Source organism: Pseudonocardia halophobica (assembly GCF_027922425.1).
Taxonomy (GTDB): Bacteria; Actinomycetota; Actinomycetes; order Mycobacteriales; family Pseudonocardiaceae; genus Pseudonocardia; species Pseudonocardia halophobica.
This window is the reverse complement of the sequence record NZ_BSFQ01000047.1, coordinates 22,930-42,416: the sequence shown is the minus strand read 5'-3', so window position 1 is coordinate 42,416 and position 19,487 is coordinate 22,930. Positions and strand designations below refer to the sequence as shown.

The 19,487-nt window shown below is 71.8% G+C and carries 15 protein-coding genes; 2 read left to right on the top strand and 13 right to left on the bottom strand.

All coding sequences use genetic code 11. The annotated features are described in order from the left end of the window. Positions 1-95: 95 nt before the first annotated feature. From groL to PKE99_RS33045, 5 genes are all read right to left on the bottom strand, one after another. Positions 96-1,781: a chaperonin GroEL gene (gene groL, locus PKE99_RS33065; protein WP_037052662.1), complete on the bottom strand. Its 1,686-nt coding sequence runs from the start codon at positions 1,779-1,781 to the stop codon at positions 96-98. A gap of 123 nt (positions 1,782-1,904) precedes the next feature. Next, positions 1,905-2,276, bottom strand: coding sequence for a propane 2-monooxygenase effector subunit MimD (gene mimD / locus PKE99_RS33060; protein ID WP_037052660.1), 372 nt, complete (start codon positions 2,274-2,276; stop codon positions 1,905-1,907). Beyond that, the gene (locus tag PKE99_RS33055) at positions 2,273-3,475 is read right to left on the bottom strand and encodes a ferritin family protein (RefSeq protein ID WP_037052658.1); all 1,203 of its coding nucleotides are present in this window, start codon (positions 3,473-3,475) and stop codon (positions 2,273-2,275) included. Before PKE99_RS33055 ends, mimD begins: the two co-directional genes overlap by 4 nt. Continuing rightward, positions 3,472-4,527, bottom strand: coding sequence for an FAD-binding oxidoreductase (locus tag PKE99_RS33050; RefSeq protein WP_037052656.1), 1,056 nt, complete (start codon positions 4,525-4,527; stop codon positions 3,472-3,474). The genes PKE99_RS33055 and PKE99_RS33050 overlap by 4 nt, the downstream gene beginning before the upstream one ends. A 203-nt stretch (positions 4,528-4,730) precedes the next feature. Beyond that, positions 4,731-6,368 (bottom strand): ferritin family protein, encoded by a 1,638-nt coding sequence (locus PKE99_RS33045; protein WP_037052654.1) that lies wholly within the window; start codon positions 6,366-6,368, stop codon positions 4,731-4,733. Between the two features lie 340 nt (positions 6,369-6,708). Here PKE99_RS33045 and PKE99_RS33040 point away from each other — a divergent pair, with 340 nt between their 5' ends. Next, positions 6,709-8,595 carry a sigma-54-dependent Fis family transcriptional regulator gene (locus tag PKE99_RS33040; RefSeq protein ID WP_231498407.1) on the top strand — a complete coding sequence of 629 codons (1,887 nt, stop codon included), beginning with the start codon at positions 6,709-6,711 and terminating at the stop codon, positions 8,593-8,595. A 12-nt stretch (positions 8,596-8,607) separates the two neighbouring features. On the opposite strand, the gene PKE99_RS33035 is transcribed toward PKE99_RS33040, so the two are convergent. The 3 genes from PKE99_RS33035 to PKE99_RS33025 are packed head-to-tail and all read right to left on the bottom strand — an operon-like array spanning position 8,608 to position 11,754. Beyond that, positions 8,608-9,495: an SCO6745 family protein gene (locus tag PKE99_RS33035; RefSeq protein WP_037052653.1), complete on the bottom strand. Its 888-nt coding sequence runs from the start codon at positions 9,493-9,495 to the stop codon at positions 8,608-8,610. A gap of 56 nt (positions 9,496-9,551) precedes the next feature. Then, positions 9,552-11,336, bottom strand: coding sequence for a potassium channel family protein (locus tag PKE99_RS33030; RefSeq protein WP_037052694.1), 1,785 nt, complete (start codon positions 11,334-11,336; stop codon positions 9,552-9,554). Between the two features lie 34 nt (positions 11,337-11,370). Further along, positions 11,371-11,754, bottom strand: a complete 384-nt coding sequence (locus PKE99_RS33025) for a winged helix-turn-helix transcriptional regulator (protein WP_037052651.1) — start codon at positions 11,752-11,754, stop codon at positions 11,371-11,373. A gap of 78 nt (positions 11,755-11,832) precedes the next feature. Here PKE99_RS33025 and PKE99_RS33020 point away from each other — a divergent pair, with 78 nt between their 5' ends. Next, a complete protein-coding gene (locus PKE99_RS33020) occupies positions 11,833-13,134 on the top strand; it encodes an MFS transporter (protein WP_051738186.1) in 1,302 nt (433 codons plus the stop codon). 64 nt (positions 13,135-13,198) lie between these two features. Here the strand turns inward: PKE99_RS33020 and PKE99_RS33015 are convergent, their stop codons facing one another. The 5 genes from PKE99_RS33015 to pdxH form a co-directional block, all read right to left on the bottom strand. Continuing rightward, the gene (locus tag PKE99_RS33015; protein WP_051738185.1) at positions 13,199-13,927 is read right to left on the bottom strand and encodes a sunset domain-containing protein; all 729 of its coding nucleotides are present in this window, start codon (positions 13,925-13,927) and stop codon (positions 13,199-13,201) included. A gap of 114 nt (positions 13,928-14,041) precedes the next feature. Then, positions 14,042-15,430, bottom strand: a complete 1,389-nt coding sequence (locus PKE99_RS33010; protein WP_037052648.1) for a cryptochrome/photolyase family protein — start codon at positions 15,428-15,430, stop codon at positions 14,042-14,044. 120 nt (positions 15,431-15,550) lie between these two features. Next, the gene (locus PKE99_RS33005; RefSeq protein ID WP_037052646.1) at positions 15,551-16,858 is read right to left on the bottom strand and encodes a citrate synthase; all 1,308 of its coding nucleotides are present in this window, start codon (positions 16,856-16,858) and stop codon (positions 15,551-15,553) included. 195 nt (positions 16,859-17,053) lie between these two features. Next, the gene (locus tag PKE99_RS33000) at positions 17,054-18,343 is read right to left on the bottom strand and encodes an MFS transporter (protein ID WP_063739879.1); all 1,290 of its coding nucleotides are present in this window, start codon (positions 18,341-18,343) and stop codon (positions 17,054-17,056) included. A gap of 400 nt (positions 18,344-18,743) precedes the next feature. Further along, positions 18,744-19,373: a pyridoxamine 5'-phosphate oxidase gene (gene pdxH / locus PKE99_RS32995; protein WP_051738193.1), complete on the bottom strand. Its 630-nt coding sequence runs from the start codon at positions 19,371-19,373 to the stop codon at positions 18,744-18,746. Positions 19,374-19,487: the final 114 nt, after the last annotated feature.

The following is a 19,487-nucleotide window of genomic DNA, read 5'->3' as shown; positions in this document are numbered from 1 at the left end:
TGCGAATTCAGACCAGCATTTCGCGCATTAGGGAACCATAATGCGCTCCAGCTCGTTGCTGTCGCGCATTATGGTTCCATGATGCGGTTCCCGGCTCAGCCGACCGACGGGCCCAGGCCCAGGGACTGCGGCGTCGACGAGTCCGGGCTGGGCTGCGGGATGCCCTCGTCGAGCGGCCCGAACTCCGTCATCAGCGCCTTGTTCCAGGGCGTCTGCTCCTCCGCCACCAGCGAGTTCGTGGTGAGGATCAGGCCGGCGACGGAGGCGCCGTTCTGCAGGGCGGAGCGGACGACCCGGAGCGGGTCGATGATGCCCATCTCGACCATGTCGCCGAAGCGGCCCTGCAGGGCGTCGAAGCCCTCGTCGACACCCAGGTCCGTGACCTGCTTGACGACGTCGGCGCCGTCGTAGCCGGCGTTGGACGCGATCAGGTGCACGGGCTCGGACAGTGCGGCCCGCACGATCTCGACGCCGATCCGGTAGTCGCCGTCCACGTCCAGCCCGTCGAGCGCGGACTCGGCGTGCAGCAGCGCCGACCCGCCGCCCGCGACGATGCCCTCGGCCATGGCGGCCCGGGTCGCCTGCAGCGAGTCGTCGACGCGGTGCCGGATCTCCTTGAGCTCCGCGTTCGTCGGCGCGCCCACGGAGATGATGGCGGCCTTGCCGGAGAGCCGGGCGATGCGGTCGTTGAGCCAGTCCTCGTCCGTGCCGATCGTCGCGCGCGCCATCTCGGCCCGCAGCTGCGAGAGCCGCTGCTCGACGGCCTCCTTCGAGCCGTGCCCGCCGATGAACACGCACTGCTCGTTGGTCGCCCGGACCTGCGTGGTCCGGCCGAGGTGCTCGGTCGTCATCTGCTCCAGCGCGAAGCTCGACGCCTTGGAGTGCACCTTCGCGCCGGTCAGCGCGGCCAGGTCCTCCAGCAGGTGGATGCGCTTCTCGCCGAACCCGGGCGCCTGGATCGCGGTGACCTTGAGGTGCCCGTTGACGTGGTTGTGCACCAGCATCTGCAGCGCGGTGCCCTCGACCTTCTCGGCCACGATGACCAGCGGCCGCGGGTCCCGCATGAGCTTCTCGAGCACCGGCATCAGCTGCCGGACGTCCGTGATCTTCTCGGCGGACAGCAGGATGTACGGGTCGTCCAGGACGGCCATCATCGAGCCCGGGTCGGTGACCAGGTAGGGCGAGACGTAGCCGTTGTCGAACTCGAAGTCCTCGACGAAGTTCACGGTCAGCCCGAGGACCGGGCCGTCGTCGACGGAGATCACGCCGTCGTCCCCGACGGTGTGCAGGGTCTTGGCGATGACCGAGCCGATGGTCTCGTCGTCGTTCGCCGAGATGGCGGCCACGCGGGAGAGGTGCTCGAGCGAGTCGACGGGGTGCGCCACGGCGGCGAGCCTCTCGACGATCCGGCCGACGGCGAGGTCGATGCCCCGCTTGACCAGCACCGGGTTCCCGCCGGACTGGATGGCCTTCATGCCCTCGCGGACGATGGCCTGGGCCACCACGGTCGCCGTGGTGGTGCCGTCGCCGACGGTGTCGTTGGTCTTGATCGCCGCTTCCTTGAGGATCTGCGCGCCCATGTTCTCGAAGGGGTCGCGCAGGTGGATCTCGCGGGCGATGGTCACGCCGTCGTTGGTCACCTCGGGCGTGCCGGTGATCTTCTCCAGGACGACGTTACGGCCTTTCGGGCCCAGCGTGCTCTTGACGGCCTCGGCGAGCTGGTCCACCCCGGCTTGGAGCGCCCTGCGGGCGTCCACGCCGAACTTGAGTTCCTTGGCCATGACTACGGTCCTCCCGGACTATCTCGAACTGCGTTGGTCTGCGGCGCGGGTGCGGATCAACGAACCCGCGGGTGGCGGCGGCGCTGCGGCCGCCGCCACCTGCGGGGGTGAGGAGCGGCGGTCCTACTGGATCGGCTTCAGGTCGAAGTCGAGGTACTCGGCCGCGTCCTCGGGGTTGGCGAACATGATCGTGCGGTCGTCGAGGTGGACCATGCGGCCGTAGTGGGTGGACATCGCCTCCTCGAACTCGGCGGCGTTGAACCAGTCCTCGTCCTCACCCGCCTCCTCGTCGACGTCGGCGTAGACGACCTCGAACTTGTCCTTCCCGTCGACGCGGATCATCGACGGGAGCGGAGTGACCTTCACGTTGTCCAGCCGTGCCAGGACGTTCGCGATCAGCACCCCGACCTGGCTGTTCATGAGGGTGAAGCCGCACATGTTCGAGGCGGTGTTGTCGGACTTGAACGGGCTCTCTGCCGTCTTGAACGTGGTCACTGCTTCAGCTCCTCGGGGGTGTCGAGATTGAGGTCGCGGCAGATGCCCGCGAACCGGTTCTTGGCACGGTCGAGGGCGTCCTCGAACCTCGGAGGCTTGTGGTCGGCCTGGGACCACATCGGCTGCATCGTGCGGGCCGCCTCGAGCGCCTGCGGCACCCAGTTCGACAGCCAGCCCTGCATCAGGCCCTTGTTGTGGTCGGCGAACTCCTTGTCCTGGACCAGCGGGGCGAAGCAGGCGACCGTCCAGCGCAGGTCGCGCTGGGCGAAGTCGAACTCGCCGGCGCCCATGACCGTCGGGGTCACGAAGTCGCCGTTGCCGGCCGCGGTCTGCATGACCAGGTTGGACCGGAAGAGCTCCCCGATCAGCGGCTCGAACACGATGTTGGCGGCGAAGATGGCCTCGCCCCAGTCGTCCTGCACGGCGGTGAGCGCCTCGGTGACCTTCCGGGCGCCCTGCCACTCGGCGTCGGAGTTCCAGGCCTCCAGGTGCGCGCTGCCGTCGAAGCCGTCGATCTCCTCGGTCAGGGTCAGGTTGTAGAGCGCGAGGTCCTGGGCGAAGCGGATCTTGTGCGCGCTGTTCACCGCCATCGCCGTGTTGTGCATGTTCGTCGGGCCGGAGCGCTCGTTCGCGGCGAACACGTACAGGCCGAGGATGTGCTCGATGTGCATCCACGCGCCGACGTTGCGCTCGACGAAGCGGATCCAGTTCGGCGTCCAGAGGTCGAAGGCCTTGGCGTTGCGGGCGTTCTCGACGTTCTGGGTGAGCTGGCGGACGACGTTGGCGTTGTACCGGTAGAGGGTCTGCTCCCACTCCTCGTTCGGGTCACGGAACTCGTGCCAGCCGTGCGCCGGCCAGTTCTGGACGTGCATGGAACCGGTCCCGACGCCGCGCGGCGGCTCCGGCTCGTCGACGCCCCAGGCCTTGAGCTTCGTCCAGTGCAGCGGGTAGCCCCTGCTCCCGTCCGCGAAGCCGTAGATCCACCCCTGCGACAGGTAGTGCCGCGGGTCCGGCTGGACCTCGACGGTCACGTCCTCGTAGTGGGTCTGCTTGCGCTTCGCCGGGTTGAAGTAGTTGTAGCGCCGTGCGGCGGGGCTCGAGTCGGGGAACTCCTTCGCACCCGCCTCGGCGTCCGTGAACACGGGCTTCGGCACGCTGCGTTCGGTCGGGGCGGAGGGATTGCTCTCTGTGGTGGTCACTGCCCGTCCTGGCCTTCCTGCTCACCGGTCGTGGTGAACTTGTCGTAGAAGATGTTCTGCTCGCGCACGCCCAGTGCGGTCAGCGTCGCGATCGCCGCGTCGACCATGGGCGGCGGACCGCAGACGTAGGCATCTGCTCCTTCCAGTGTCGGTTCGAGGGCCTTGACCACCTCGGTGATCAGGCCCGTGTGGCCTTCCCACGGCTCGCCCTCCGCCGGCTCGGACAGGGCGGGCACGTAGCGGAAGTCGGGGATCTTCTCGGCGAGCTCGTGGAGCTCGTCCTCGAAGCAGAGGTCGCGGGCGGTGCGGGCCCCGTAGTAGAAGGTCGCCTTGCGCTCGACCCCGCGCTCGGCCATGGACCGCAGCAGTCCGAGCACGGGGGCCATGCCGGCCCCGCCGCCCACGAAGATGAGGTTCGACGTGCGGTTCTCCCGGAGCGTGAAGGTCCCGAACGGGGCCTCCACCTCGAGCCGGTCCCCCACCTGGATCTTGTCCGCCAGGTGCTCGGAGAACAGCCCGCCCGGGTAGATCTTGATGACGAACTCGTAGATCCCCTCGCGGTTGGGGGTGTTCGCCATGGAGAAGGACCGCGTCTCCTCGGTACCGGGGACGACGAAGTCCATGTACTGGCCGGGGAAGAACTTGATCTCGCTCGGCTCGACGAGCTTCACGACCAGGTGCCGCATGTCGTGGGTAACCGCCTCGTTGGACACCACCTCGACCACGCCCCGGCGCAGCGGCAGTCCGCTCCGGATGATCTCCTCGTCGTAGTTGAGGAGCTCGATCGTCAGGTCCTCATAGGCGTGCGCCCGGCAGAGGAGGGTCTGGCCCTCCTCCTTCTCGTAGTCCGGCAGCGCGAACGTCGAGTAGCTGTCGAGCTCGATGTCCTCGCCCTCGAGGACGAAGGACTTGCAGGCCGCGCACTGCCCTTCCTTGCAGCCGTGCATGAGCTGGACGCCGTTCTCGGCGGCGGCGCGCAGGATCGTCTGACCCTCGTCGACCTCGATCTCGATGCCGACGGGCTCGAAGCGCACCACGTGTTTCTCGCCCAAGGGAGGACCACCTCTCGGTTTCGGTTGGGCAGCACCCGCGGGCCGGGCCCACCATCACGTCCACAGTGGACGATGATGGTCGCGGAGGACCCCGGGACCCGCGGGTGCGACGGACTGCGGGGCCGGCCCGGTGCGCGGGCGGGGCCGACCCGAGCGGGGGGAGGACCGGAGGACCCGGTCCTCCCCCCTCGCCTGACCCGCGCTCAGGCGTCCTTGGGAGCCGGCCGGCCGGCCGGGCCCTGGCGGTTGTAGTCCGCCTTGAACGCCTCGCGCTCGGCGTCCGACATCTCGTTCAGCAGGACGTTGGGGCTCTGCAGATGCGGCATGCGCCGCATGTGGTCGAGCGTCCACATCTTCTTCGGGTCGAGGTTCAGGTGCGGCTGCGCGGTCATGGTCTTGCCGTCGTCGCGGACGAAGCCCATGTCCTTCACCACGTCGGCCCAGTTCCAGCCGTGGTACAGCGTCTCCCACTCGCGGTGGCCGACCAGCTTGCCCATGTTCGGCGTCTCGCGGCCCTGGTACGTCGGGCGGAACGCCTCGGCGTCCGTCCAGCGGCAGACCTCGTGGCAGTACGTCCGCCACTGCCCGTCGACCTCCTGCATGACCATGTCCTCACGCACGAGGCAGGGCACCATGCAGGTCCAGCAGCGGTGCGGGTACACGTAGTCGACGTCCTCGGCCACGATCGCGTTGTGGCCGTTCGGGAGCGCCAGCCGGTTGTAGTTCTCCCACCACTTGCCGTACCGGTCGTACCAGCCCGGGTACTTGTACTCGAACCACTCGAAGTCCTCGTCGGTCATGCCGTCGATGCGCCAGTAGTTGGCGAGCCAACCCGTGGCGAAGAACTGCGCGACCTCGTGGACGTAGCCCTTCTCCCAGATCTGCTTCCAGGACTCCTCGACCAGGTCGTGCGGGATGACCAGGCCGTACTTCTCGAGCGGCAGGAGGTACGAGCGGTAGTAGTCGTCGTAGATCCAGCGGCGCCACATCTCCGCGTACGACTCGCGGTCCTTGCGGCGGTCCTTCGTGCCGTACTCGATGAAGGTGCCGATGGCGGCGTCGACGACGCGGTGGTTGTTCCACCACGCGTAGCGCAGGTCGCGCTCGAGCAGCTGGCGGTTGTCCTCGTCCGACAGCGCCATGAGCAGCGTGGCGTAGCCGTTGGAGATGTGCCGCGACTCGTCGGACTGCACCGAGTGGAAGACCGTCGGCAGCAGGTAGTCGCCGTTGGCCGCCGCCTCGGCCGGCATGGCCACGAACAGGGTGTTCGTGAAGGCCGTCTCGGCGACGATCGTCAGGTAGATGCTGGCCGCGGTGATCGCGTCACCGGTGATGAAGCCTTCCGCGAACTGGCGGCCGATGGTGCCGCAGTAGTCCGTGTGGAAGTTCCGGAGGCTGTTGTTGAAGCCCGCCGGGTCGATGTAGTTGTTCATGTACAGGCGCTTGAGGTTCTGCTGGATCGTGCTGTGCCGAACCTCGTCGATCATCTGGATCGCCTGGCCGTTGTGCAGCTCCGGGTTCGGGACCGCCTGGAACAGCATCGGCATGGAGCGCGCCGCCGAGATCTCGGGCAACGGGATGATCGACAGGAAGAGCTTCTGCCACTCCAGCCAACGCTCCTGGACCTGGCGGAACATGTTCCCGCGGATCGCGCCGTCCTGCGCCCCGTAGACGCGGTGGTCCTTCTCCTCCTCCATCGGGAAGTAGGACCGCAGGACCTGCTTGAGCGGGTCCTTCTTCGCGGCCTTCCGGAAGGTGTAGTCGGTTCCGTACTTCATGTACGGCTCGTGGTACTGCGGCTCCCAGGCGAGTTCCTGGATCTTCTGGTGAGCCTTCGCCAAACTCTGCCGACTCACGTCGTCTCCTCACGGTGGTGGGGTGAGAGCGCACAGAGCGGACGCCGTGGGATGGCGCGGGAGCCCGCGACGCTGTCGGGCTCTGTGCCCGAGGTCCGCCGTGCCGGGTCCGGGAGTGCGCCCCGTCACAGCTCGCCTCGTGCCAGGAATCACACCGCCGACCCCCCTGACCTGCGGTCTCAATATGAGACGGTGTGGAGCTGACCAGCCACTTTCGGGTGCGGCGATCCGCCTCTAGCGTGGTCGGAGTCCGGGCGGTACCGTCCGGGCCGATCCCGGCTGCGCCGCCACCGCGGACCACAGCTGCTCCGAGAAGGGCAACCGGTTGGTCGACCAGAACGAACGCGCCATCCACCACGAGGCGCCGGACGTCGAGGACGGGTCCGCGCGCCGGCCACCCGTGCCCGTCGAACCGGTGGCGGTCGGCAGGGCCGCCGAACGCGTGGCCGTGGCCCGTGAGGCGTTCCTCCACTTCGAGATGCCCGACCCGAGCCTCGTGCGGGCGCCGATCCTGGCGTCGTGGACGCGCTCCCGGCAGTTCTCCGTGCCGAGCGACCACCTCGAGCTGCCCTACGAGAGCGACGCCGAGCCGGACACCCCGCTGCTGCGCGCCGCGCGGCCCGTCATCGAGGACATCGCCGACCAGTTCGCCACCGAGCCGGTCAGCGTGATCCTCTGCGACGACGAGGGCGTGGTCATCGACCGGCGCACGGGCGACAGCGCGCTGCGCCGCCACCTCGACCGCATCTGGCTGGCCCCGGGCTTCAGCTACGCCGAGCAGTACGTGGGGACCAACGGCATCGGCACCGCCCTGGAGGGCCGCGCGCCGGCGCAGGTGTTCGGGCACGAGCACTACGTCGAGCACCTCGAGGACATGGCGTGCGCCGGCGTGCCGATCCACCATCCCGTCAACGGCAAGCTGCTCGGCGTGCTGGACCTGACCTGCTGGCGCAGCGAGGCCAGCGCGATGATGGCCGCGACCGCCGCCACGATCGCGCGGCGCATCGAGGAGACGCTGCTCGAGCAGTCCGGCCGGCGCGAGCTCACCCTGATGCACGACTACCTGTCCGCGTGCCGCCGCGGCCGCGGCGCCGTGTTCGCCGTCAGCGACGACCTGCTGATGATGAACGACCGCGCCCGCGAGCTGATCGACCCGTCCGACCAGGTCCCGCTGCTGGCCGAGGCCACGGACGCGATCCGCAGCGGGCGGCGCCGCCAGCTGCTCGTCGACCTGCCCAGCGGCGCGACGGCCCGGGTGCAGTGCCGGCCGAGCTGGGCCGAGGGCGGGCTGTCCGGCGGGATCCTGCAGGTCCAGCTCGTGTCCCGGGCGCCGCTGCACGGCCGCCCGACCACGCCGTCGATCACCACTGCCCTGCCGGCCGCCGTCGGCTCCGGGGCGCTGTGGACGAAGTGCGCCCAGGCCGTCGACCGGCACTTCCGGATGAACGAGTGGCTGGTCCTGGAGGGCGAGACCGGCACGGGCCGGACCACGCTCGCCCGCGCCACCCACCAGCTGCACTCCCCCGCCGGGCACGTGCGGGTGCTCGACGCCGCGCACTGCGGCCCCCGGTGGATCGCCGAGGTGTCCGACGAGTTGCACACCGGGGGCGGGACGCTCGTCCTGCAGCACCTCGACGCCCTGTCCCCGCAGCACGCGCTGGCCCTGGCCGACGCGCTGGAGCCGTACCGGGAGTCGACCGACCCGGAGCGGCAGTGGGTCGTCGCCACCCGGTCGCGGAGCTCCGAGCCCGACTCCCCCGAGCTCACCGAGCTGCTCGGCTGCTTCCCGCGCAGCATCGAGGTGCCGCCGCTGCGCCACCACATCGAGGACGTCGCCGAGCTGGTGCCGTACCTGCTCGCGCGGCTCACCCGGGGCGCGGACCTGCACTGCTCGCCCGAGGCGATGCGGGTGCTCATGCGCAACCGCTGGCCGGGCAACGTCGACCAGCTCTACCAGGTGCTGCGCAAGGTCGTCGCGCGCCGGCGCACCGGCACGATCCGCCCGGAGGACCTCCCGCCGGAGACGCGGGCGATCACCCGCCGGGTGCTCACGCCGCTCGAGGCGATCGAGTGCGACGCCATCGTCGACGCCCTGCTCGACACGGACGGCAACAAGGCCGAGGCCGCCCGGCGGCTGGGGATGTCGCGGGCCACGATCTACCGCAAGATCCGCGGCTACGGCATCTCCATGCCGGACGGGTCGGAGGTCTGAGGGGTCCGGGCTTCAGGAGCCGGCGAGGTCGTGCGGGCCGGAGGCGGGGTAGCCCTGCGCCTCGCGCACGGCCCGGCCCCACGGCCGCAGCAGGTCGACGAGGGTGTCGACGTCCGCGCCGAGGGCCCGGACGATCGGCTCGCACATCCGGTCCGTCGCGACCTCGACGGCCTCGCGCTCCTCGCGGCCCCGGTCGGTGAGCGCTCCGTCGGCCAGCAGCCCGCGGGCCACCAGCCGTTCCTCCGCGGCGTCGAGCTGCGCGGTGGTCCACGCCCGGGAGCGGACGTAGCTGCGCAGCGGCACGCCCCAGTACGGCTCGGTGAGCAGCCCGATCTCGGTGGCGTCGAAGCCGGCGGAGGTCCAGGCCGCGATGTGCGCGTCGCCGCGATACTCGCGCAGCAGGTCGCCGAGGCGCCAGACGTCCGCGACCGGGTCGCCGGGCAGGCCGAGCGACTGCAGCCCCGCGAACAGCGCCTTGCCCTCGGGGCGCAGCGGTGCGACGGCCCGTTCGAGCAGGTCACGGGCCCGGTCGAGACCCTCCGGCCGCTCGCCGAGGATCCGGACGAGCTGGGCGCGGGCCGCGTCGGTGCGGGCCTCGCAGATCGTGGCGGCGTCGGTGAGCGTCCAGCCGTGGGCCACCGCCGGCACCACGGCCTCCGGGTTGAACACACCGAACGCCGAGGCCACGACCTCGCCCGGCACCTGGCCGAGCACCGACCCGCGGCTGCAGAAGTACGCCGGGCCGTCGGGGGCGGCGACGCCGCGCAGCGACCGGGGGCTGCCCCCGAACCCGAGCTTCTCGTACGCCTCGTGGGCCTCGGGTGCGAAGTAGACCTGGCCGACGACGGGTTCAAGAGCGCCCGCCAGCCGCCGGGCCGGGACCGTCACGCTGCCTGCCATTGCGCCTCCACCGGATCGACCGGCCGTCAGCTTAACGGACGTTCGGCCAGTTACGGCTACTCCGAGGCCTGTCCGTCCGGTCGCAGCAGCGCGAGCAGCTCGGAGTACGGGCCGACGACGTACGCGTCGTCGCCCGCGGCGAAGCGGGTGTCCCGGCGGGGCGGGTGCTCCAGCGTGCCCGCGCCGGCACGGTGCAGCGCCACGACCCGCGTGCGGGCGGACAGCTCGCGCATCGCGACGCCGTCGAGCGCGGGGCCGACCGCCAGCCGGCCGACCATGAACGGGATGCGGTCGACGTAGAAGGTGCCGAGCACGTCGAGCCCGAGGGCGGCGCCGACGAACCACGGGGCGGCCAGCGCGGCCGTCGAGCGGACGTAGCGGAAGGCGAAGCCCTCCTCCACCGCCTCGGACAGGTCCCGGTCGAACATCCGCAGCACCACGGGGACCGCGGGCCAGCGGTCGCGGAGCTGGTCCCGGATGGCGAGGCCTGCCTCGACGTTGACGAGGTCGTCGCTGGTCAGCACGGCCACGGCGGTGGCCTCCCGCAGGTTGATCGAGCTGAGCACCGCGGTGTCGGTCGCATCGCCGGTGACCACCGGGACGCCGAGCTCGCGGGCCCGGGCGAGGTGCCGGTTGGCCGGGTCGCGCTCCAGGACGACGGGCCGGGCGCCGGCCGCGAGCAGGCCCTCCAGCACCCCGATCCCCACCGCGCCGAGGCCGACGACGATCACGTGCCCCCGCATCGCGCCGATCCGCCGGCGCCCCACCGACCGCTCGATGCTGCTGCTCACCAGCAGCTGCGTGAGCAGCGCGAACAGCACCGCGGCCAGCACCACGCCGAGGAACATCATCCCGATCGCGTAGACGCGCAGCCAGGTCGCCTGCTCGGCGAAGGAGAAGTCGCCGTAGCCGACGGTGCCGATGGTCTCGACGCTGAAGTACACGGCGTCGACCCAGGTCATGTGCGAGCCGTCCGGCTTGACGTAACCGGAGCGCAGCACGAACACCGAGGCGACGAACAGCAGGAGCAGCACGCCGGCGGTGACCTTCAGCGGGCGCTCGGCCTCGGCGAGCAGGGTGCGCAGCACGGTCAGGACCGTCGCCCGGCCGCCCTCCTCGTCGCGGCGCGCCGCCCGCTCCGCGCCCGCGGACCGCGCCCCGGCGCGGTGGGGCACGGGCCCGACCGGCTCCACGGGCCTCCCCACCGCCGCGAACTGCTCCTCCGTGCCGATCACCGTCACGCGGGCGCCGGCCGGCACCCGGTGGTCGCGGCCCGGGCAGATCACCTGCTCCGGGTCGGGCCCGGCCACGGCGAGCGGGGCGAGGTCGTCGAACAGGGCGCGCAGGGTGCCCACCCGCGGCGCCTCCAGCGTGGCGACCACGAACGTCCGCCCACCCATCTCGACCGGGTGCGGGCGCTGCCCCAGACACGCCTCGACGACCGACGGCGCGGACAGCGCCGCCACGTCGAGCACGCTGCCGCGGCCGGTCACCTCGGCCAGCGCCCGCCCGACGGCCCGGTTCGCCACCCGCACGACCAGCCGCGCCCCGGGGGCGAGCCGGCGGGCGAGCAGGGCGGTCTCGGTGGCGACCAGGTCGTCGTCGGGCACCACGACGACGGCCGCGGCCTGCTCCACCCCGGCCTCGACCAGGGCGTCGCGGGGACGCCCGGCCACCCGGGGGATCTCCCAGAGCCCGAGCAGGTGCTCGGTGACCGGCTCCGGTTCGTCGCCGCCGTCGACGACCACGACGTCGATCCCCGAGGCGTGCAGCTGCTCGACGGTCCGGAACCCGACGGCCCCGATCCCGCAGACGACGACGTGCCCCGAGCGCTCGGCCATCATCGGAGTGTCGTCGGTCCGGGTGACGGACGGGTCACGCGCGGGCGGCGTCGTACTCCGCACGGGCGGTGTGGACGTAGGCCTGGTGACGCTTGGCCCAGTCCGTGATCAGGGACAACGTCTCGGTGAGCTCGTGCGCCGCCGCGGTGAGCCGGTACTCGACCTTGGGCGGGACGGTGGGGTGGACGGTCCGGGTCAGCAGGCCGTCCCGCTCGAGGTTGCGCAGGGTCAGCGTCAGCATCCGCCGGCTGATGTCCGGGATGCCACGCTCGAACTCGGTGAACCGGACGACGCCCTCGGCCCCGCAGAGCGTGAGCACGCCGATCGCCCACTTCCCGCTGACCCGGTCGAGCACCTCGTTCAGCGGGCAGATCGCCTGCAGCGCCGCATGGGGCACATCGGTGTTCCTCTGGGACATGAAAGTGCCTTCTTCCCTGCTCGGGGCCCGTGACGAAGCATGACCTCCGTTACCGATCGTGCACCACGGGAGGCCGTCATGACAGCACCGGAGGCCCGGCGGGCGGGGACGGGCGCCCGGCTGGCACTGCTGGCCGTGACCCAGTTCCTCGTCGCCACCGACTTCGACATCGTGTTCGTCGCGCTGCCGAGCATCGGCCGCGACCTGGGCTTCGACGCCGACGGGCTGCAGTGGGTCGTCTCCGCCTACACGGTGGCGCTCGGCGGGCTGCTGCTGCTCGGAGGGCGGGCCACCGACCGGCTCGGGGCGCGGCGGGTGTTCGTCGCCGGGCTGGTGCTGTTCGGGCTGGCCTCGCTCGCGGGCGGGCTCGCGACGACGCCGGGCCGGCTGGTGACCGCACGGGCCGTCCAGGGCGTCGGGGCCGCGCTGCTCACCCCGGCCACGCTGCGCCTGCTCGCCGTCGGGTTCGCCGAGGGGCCGGACCGCAACCGGGCGTTCGCGGTGTGGGGCGTGGCCGGGAGCACCGGCGCGGCGGTCGGTGCCGCGGGCGGCGGGCTGCTGACCTCCGCATTCGGCTGGGAGGCGGTGCTGCTGGTGAACGTGCCGGTCGCGCTGGTCGCCGCGGCGCTCGCGCCCGTGCTACTGCGGGCCGACGGCCCGCGGGTGCGGGGGCCCTTCGACCTGCTCGGCGCTGCGCTGGCCACCACCGGCTCGACGCTGCTCGTGCTCGGGATCGTCGACCGGTCGCCGGTGGTGGTCCTCGGCGTCGTACTGCTGGGGGCGTTCCTGCTCGTCGAGCGCCGGGCGCCGGAGCCGCTGCTGCCGCGGGTGTCGCGCGCACTGCTCGCGCCCACCCTCGCCGTGCTGCTGTTCATGGGCGCGGTCGGCACGGCGTATTTCCTCATCACCACCCAGTTGCAGGACGTCCTGGGGTTCACGGTGCTGCAGGCCGGGGCCGCGTTCCTGCCGCTCAGTGCGCTGAGCATGGTCGGGGCGGGGTGGGCGTTCCCGCGGCTGGCGGCGCGGATCGGGGCCGGCCGCACGCTCGTCGTCGGGATGGCGGGGCTGGGCGTCTCGCTGGCGGTGCTGGCCCTCGGGTTCGGCGGCTACGCGACGATGCTGCCCGGGTTCGTCTGGGCCCTCTTCGCCGGCATCGCCTTCCCCGCGGTGTTCCGGACGGCCGCCGCCGCGGTCCCCGAGTCGCAGCAGGGCGTGGCCGGGGCGCTCGCGTCGACCGCGCAGTACGTCGGCGGGGCGGTCGGGCTGGCCGTGCTGCTGGCGTGGAGCGACACCGCGGTCGCGGCGGGGCTCGGCGCGGCCGCCCTGGCGTTGCTCGCGGCGGTGGTGGCGGCGGTACTGGGGGCCGGTCGGTCGCGGTGATCCGCGCGCGGCCAAAAAGGTCGAAGTTCGAGCGTTCTACTGCCCGGACGTGGATCCTCGAGGCTCAGCTCGCCCGGGGCTTCGGCTTCCACTCCGTGAAGCCCGCGCGCTCGGCGTCCTCGGCGGTGCGGAACCAGGCTGCGGGCTTCGTCCGGCCGAAGTAGGGGCTCGACGGCGGATGGAACAGCATCGACGTCGCGTTGCCCTTGATCGTGAACTCGGGGCCCGGGGCGGAGCCGTCGGGCAGCGGGGCCGCGGAGCCGGGGCCGTAGGGGCCGTCGGGGATCTCCTCGGAAGTCGCTGGCTGCTGAAACTCGGTCTTCTCCTCCGCCGTGCGCTTCTCGGCGGCCGGCTTCTCGGTCGCCGGCTTCTCGACGGCGGGCTTCTCGGCGGCTGGCTTCTCGACGGCGGGCTTCTCGACGGCGGGCTTCTCGACGGCGGGCTTCTCCGCCTCAGGTTCTTCGGCAGTGGGCTTCGTCGGCGGGGCGGCCCGTTTCTCGGGCGCCGGGGCCTCGGGCCGGGTCAGGAGGCCCTGCGGCGCGCGGCCGTTGTGGGCCGAGCCGTTCACGCCCGACCCGGTGGCCCCGGCCGAGCCGTTCACGCTCCCGACCGCCACCGACTCCGCAGCCCCGATCGCCGAGGCGGACGGGGTCGCGACGGCCCGGGCCCACTGGTCGCGCACCGGTCGGCCCGCGCCGGAGCGCCGCCACACCGCCCACGCGCCCGCACCGGCCGCGCCCGCCACCCCGAACAGCACGATCGCGCGTCGCCTGCGGTTCCGTCGATCGGCCATCCCGGGCTCCCCTCGTCGGTGCTGGCCACACCCTAGAGTTCACCCGTTGATCACGCGGACGGCCCCGGTCCGACGACCCGATCGTGCCCGCTCAGGGCCCTGTCGTCCGCGCGATCACCCGCGCGCCTGCTTCACCTTCTCGTAGCGGGCGAGCGCTTCCTGCCGCTCGGCCTTGTGGTCGACGATCGGCTCCGGGTAGCCCTCCGGCACGCCGTCGGGCAGCGCCCAGGGCTGGTGCACCGCCTTGCCCTCGATCCCGCGGAGCTCGGGCACGTACTTCCGCACGTAGTCGCCGTTCGGGTCGAACTTCTCCCCCTGCGTGATCGGGTTGAACACGCGGAAGTACGGCGACGCGTCCGTCCCGCTGCCCGCCGTCCACTGCCAGCCGTGCTGGTTGGAGGCCAGGTCGCCGTCGACCAGCAGCTGCATGAAGTGCCGCGCACCCCACCACCACGGCAGGTGCAGGTCCTTGACCAGGAACGACGCCACGACCATGCGCAACCGGTTGTGCATCCACGCCTCGGCGCGCAGCTGGCGCATGCCGGCGTCGACGATCGGGAAGCCGGTGCGGCCCTCCTTCCAGGCCGCGAAGTCGGCGGCGGCCTTCTTCCCCGAGGCGAGCGGGAGGGCGTCGAACGCGCCGTCGTAGTTCTTCCGCGCGGAGTCCGGCCGCTGGAACAGGATGTCGGCGTAGAACTCCCGCCAGGCGATCTCGCTGCGGTACGTGTCGGCGCTCGCGGAGCGCTTGCGGGCGAGGTCGGCGAGCACCGTGCGGGGGTGGATGCAGCCGTACTTCAGGTACACCGACATCCGCGAGGTGGCCGGCCTGTCCGGGCGGTTGCGGTCGTCGCCGTAGTGGTCCACCGCGTCGTCGAGGAAGTCCGCCCAGGTCCGCAGGGCCGCCTGCTCGCCGGGCTCGGGGAGCTCGGCCTCCACGGCGACGTCGTCGGGGATCCTCGTCGCCCGCGGTCCGCCCTTCGTGTCGGCCGGGTCCAGCCAGGACACGGTCGAGGCGGAGGTGTCGGCCGGGGCGCGCCAGCCGTGGTCGGTCCACGCCCGTCGGAACGGGGTGAACACGCGGAAGGGCTCGCCGTCGGACTTGCGGACCCGGCCGGGGGCGACGGCGTAGGGCGAGCCGGTGCGCACGAGCTCGCGTCCGGCGTCGGTCAGCGCCTTCTCGACGGCCTCGTCCCGCCGGTGCCCGTACGGGCCGAAGTCCGCCGCGACGTGCACCGACCCGGCGCCGACGGCCTCGGCGACCCGCGGCACGACGTCCGCCGGGGCGCCCTCGACCACCAGCAGCTTCCCGCCGAGGGCGGCGTCGAGCTCGCGGAGGCAGCCGTACAGGAAGTTCAGCCGCGCCCCGCCGCTCGGCCCCATGAGGGCGGGATCGAGCACGAACAGCGCGAGGGCCTCGTCCGAGGAGTCCGCCGCGGCCAGGAAGGTGGGCTGGTCGCCGACGCGCAGGTCACGCCGGAACCAGACGACGGAGCGCTCGGGCATGGGCCGACGCTAGCGGCGGTCGGGGGAACCCGCGCGCCGAGCGTCCGCGGCCGAATGCACGAACGGCACTCTCGTGCGGTAGGTCCGCACGAGAGTGCCGTTGGTGCAACCGGGCGCAGCTCAGCGGGCGGAGAGCTCCGTGTAGTCCCGCTCGGTGGCGCCGATGTAGAGCTGGCGCGGGCGGCCGATCTTGTTCTGCGGGTCGGACATCATCTCCCGCCAGTGCGCGATCCAGCCGGGGAGCCGGCCGAGCGCGAACAGGACCGTGAACATCTTGGTCGGGAAGCCCATGGCGCGGTAGATCACGCCGGTGTAGAAGTCGACGTTCGGGTACAGCTTGCGCTCGACGAAGTAGTCGTCGGCGAGGGCCTTCTCCTCGAGCTTCATCGCGATGTCGAGCAGCGGGTCGGTCACGCCGAGGGCCTTGAGCACCTCGTCGGCGTTCTGCTTGACGATCTTCGCGCGCGGGTCGTAGTTCTTGTAGACCCGGTGCCCGAAGCCCATCAGCTTCGCGCCCTTCTCCTTGTTCTTGACGCGCTCGACGAAGGCGTCGACGTTGCCGTCCTCGACCTCCTGGATGCGGGTGAGCATCTCGAGGACCGCCTGGTTGGCGCCGCCGTGCAGCGGGCCGAACAGCGCGTTCACGCCGGCGGAGATCGACGCGAACAGGTTCGCCTGCGACGAGCCGACGAGCCGGACCGTGGACGTCGAACAGTTCTGCTCGTGGTCCGCGTGCAGGATCAGCAGCGTGTCGACGGCCTTGGCCATCACCGGGTCGACCTCGTACGGCTCGGCCGGGAACCCGAACGTCATGCGCAGGAAGTTCTCCACCAGGCCCAGCGAGTTGTCCGGGTAGAGGAACGGCTGGCCGACGGACTTCTTGTAGGCGTAGGCCGCGATGGTGAAGACCTTGGCCATCAGGCGGACCGTGGACAGCTCGACGGCCTTCTCGTCGAACGGGTCCAGGCTGTCCTGGTAGAAGGTCGACAGCGCCGACACGGCCGAGGACAGCACCGGCATCGGGTGCGCGTCCCGCGGGAAGCCGTCGAAGAACCCCTTGAGGTCCTCGTGCAGCAGGGTGTGCCGGCTGATGTCGGTGGTGAACTGGTCGAGCTGGGCCTGGGTGGGCAGCTCGCCGTAGATGAGCAGGTAGCTCACCTCGAGGAAGGTCGACCGCTCCGCGAGCTGGTCGATCGGGTACCCGCGGTACCGGAGGATGCCCGCGTCCCCGTCGATGTAGGTGATCGCGGAGGCACAGGCGGCCGTGCTGGTGAAGCCGGGGTCGAAGGTCGTCATCCCCGACTTCGCGAGGAGCTTGCTGACGTCGACTGCCGAAGCACCCTCCGTCGGCGCCTTGATCGCCATCTCGTGCTCGCCGCCCGGGTACCTGAGGACAGCGGTGTCTGTTCCGGCGGACTCGTCAGCCATGTGGAGGTTCCCTCTCACACTCGATTCTTCTGCGTTGGGCGCCACGCTAGTGCGCCATCGCGCATCCGTACCGTTCGACGGATCCGCGTCACGTCCCGAGGCGGTAAGGATCACTCCGCAGGACCGTACTTACGGCGTCCGTGCCCATGGTCGTCCTCCGAGCGCAGGACGGCATCCCCTGGCGTTCACCGGCGGTCACCGGTGGGCGTCGAGGGGGACGCGATAGTCCCAGAACTCGCGGAACCGGAACACCACCGCGACGGTCACGACGACGACCGCGACCCCGCCGATCCACGCGGCCGTGCCCGGCCCGACGGCCGCGGCCGCCGGCCCGTGCCACAGGTCCGCGAGCCGGGGTCCGCCGGCGACGACCACCGCGAACACGCCCTGCATCCGGCCGCGCATCTCGTCCGTGGCCACGGACTGCAGGATCGAGTTGCGGTACACCGAGCTGACCAGGTCGCCCGCCCCGGCCACGGCCAGCGCGATCACGGCGATCCACAGCGACGACGTGAGCCCGAACGCGGCGACGCCGAGGCCCCAGATGCAGATCGCGACGGTGACCGCCACGCCCTGCCGGGACACCCGCTTCAGCCAGCCGGAGAACACGCCGCCCGCCACCATGCCGAGGGGGATGGCCGCGAACAGCAGGCCCAGCGCGAGTCCGCCGCCCGGCGGGTCGCCGAACACGGTCTGGCTGATCTCGGGGAAGACCACGCGCGGCATGCCGAAGCCCATTGCGATGATGTCGACCAGGAACGAGACCAGCAGGATCTTGTGCAGGGCGGCGTAGCGGAAGCCGTCGACGATCTGCCGCACGCCCGCCTTCGGCCGCTCCCCGGTGGCCTGCGGCGGCACCGCGGGCAGCCGGAACGTGGCCCAGATCGTGGCGAGGAGGAAGATCGCGTCGAGCAGGTAGAGCGTGCCCAGCCCGACGACCGGGATCAGCACCCCGGCCAGCAGCGGTCCGACGATCGCGCCGAGCTGCATCACGGTCATGTTCAGCGCGTTCGCCGCCGGGAGCTGGGTCGCCGGCAACAGTCGCGGGATCACGGCGGCCCGCGCCGGTTGGTTCATCGCGAGCATCGACGACTGCAGCGCGAACAGCACCAGCACGACCCAGACGTTGCCCACCCCGCTGGCCGCGACCACCCACAGCGCGAGCGAGGTGATCGCGATGCCGGTGCCGGTCAGCAGCAGCATCCGGCGTCGGTCCACGGCGTCGGCGATCGCGCCGCCCCACAGCCCGAAGACCACCAGCGGGACCAGGCCGAACGCGCCCGTCAGGCCGACGTAGGCCGACGAGTCCGTCATCGCGTAGATCTGCGTGGGCACGGCGACGACCGACATCTGCGCGCCGATCGTGGTGATGATGCCCGCCACCCACAGCCGCCGGTAGGAGGGCGTCCGCAGCGGTGTGGTGTCGGCGAAGGTGTTGCGGGCCAGCCCCGCCAGCCGCGTGCGGACGGTGCGGCCCTCGGGCAGCTGCGCCGTGGTCGCGTCGGGATCCACGGGGACGCGCCGGGTGGCGCCGTCGCTCCCACCCCGGACGTGCTGGGTCGGCGCGTCCGGGCCCGTGGTCAGGCGCTGGGTGCTCGCCTCGGCCGGGCCGGGCGCCGGGACGGTGAGCGGGTCCGCCCGCGGGTCGTGGGCGGGACGGGTGGGCGGCTCCGGCGCCGGACCCGAGGGGTCGGCGCGCAACGGATCCGTGGGCTGGTCCGGGCCCGATCCCGGACGGGGGCGACTCACGTTTCCACAGGTACCACGCCCGTCCGGCACCTCCGCCACCCCGCACGGCGACGGACCGGACATCCGTGCTCAAACCGGACGGTGAGCGGCGCGCTCGCTCAGCGGGTGTGAGCGAGGGCGCCGCTCGCCCCGTCCGCTACGGCGCCAGCCGGACGACCTTCCAGGTGCGCGAGTCGCGGTCGCCCACGAAGCGGAGCCGGTCGTGCATCCGGTTGGTGCGGCCCTGCCAGAACTCGACCTCGTCCGGCACGATCCGCCAGCCGCCCCAGTGCGGCGGGCGCGGGATCGCCTCGGTGTCGGCGAACCGGCGCTCGGCGGCGGCCAGCGCGTCGTCGAGCACGCTCCGGTCGTTCACCACGGCGGACTGGGCCGACGCCCACGCGCCGAGCTGCGAGCCCCGGGGCCGGGTGGCCCAGTAGGCGTCGGCCTCGGCGTAGCTGGCCTGCTGGACCAGGCCGCGCACGTGCACCTGGCGGTGCAGCGCGTACCAGGGGAAGGTCGCCGACGCCTCGTGCGACTGGCGCAGGTCGCGGCTCTTCGCGGAGGTGAAGTTCGTGTAGAAGACGACGCCGCGCTCGTCCAAGCCCTTGCACAGCACGGTGCGCGACGACGGGCGGCCGTCCGTGTCCGCCGTGGCCAGCACCATCGCGTTGGGCTCGGGGACGCCGGCCCCGCCGGCCTCGGCCAGCCAGCGCGCCAGCTGCTCGTGCCAGGTCGGGGCGAGCTGGTCGACGTCGAAACCTCCGGCGCCGTAGTCGACCCGCATGGCGGCGAGCGTCAGTTCGGTCAATGCGCACCTCCTCGTGGACCCCCGACGGTAGGTGGGCGCCCCGGCCGCCCGACACCCTCCGTTCGGGTCCGGTGACCGATCACACCTGGC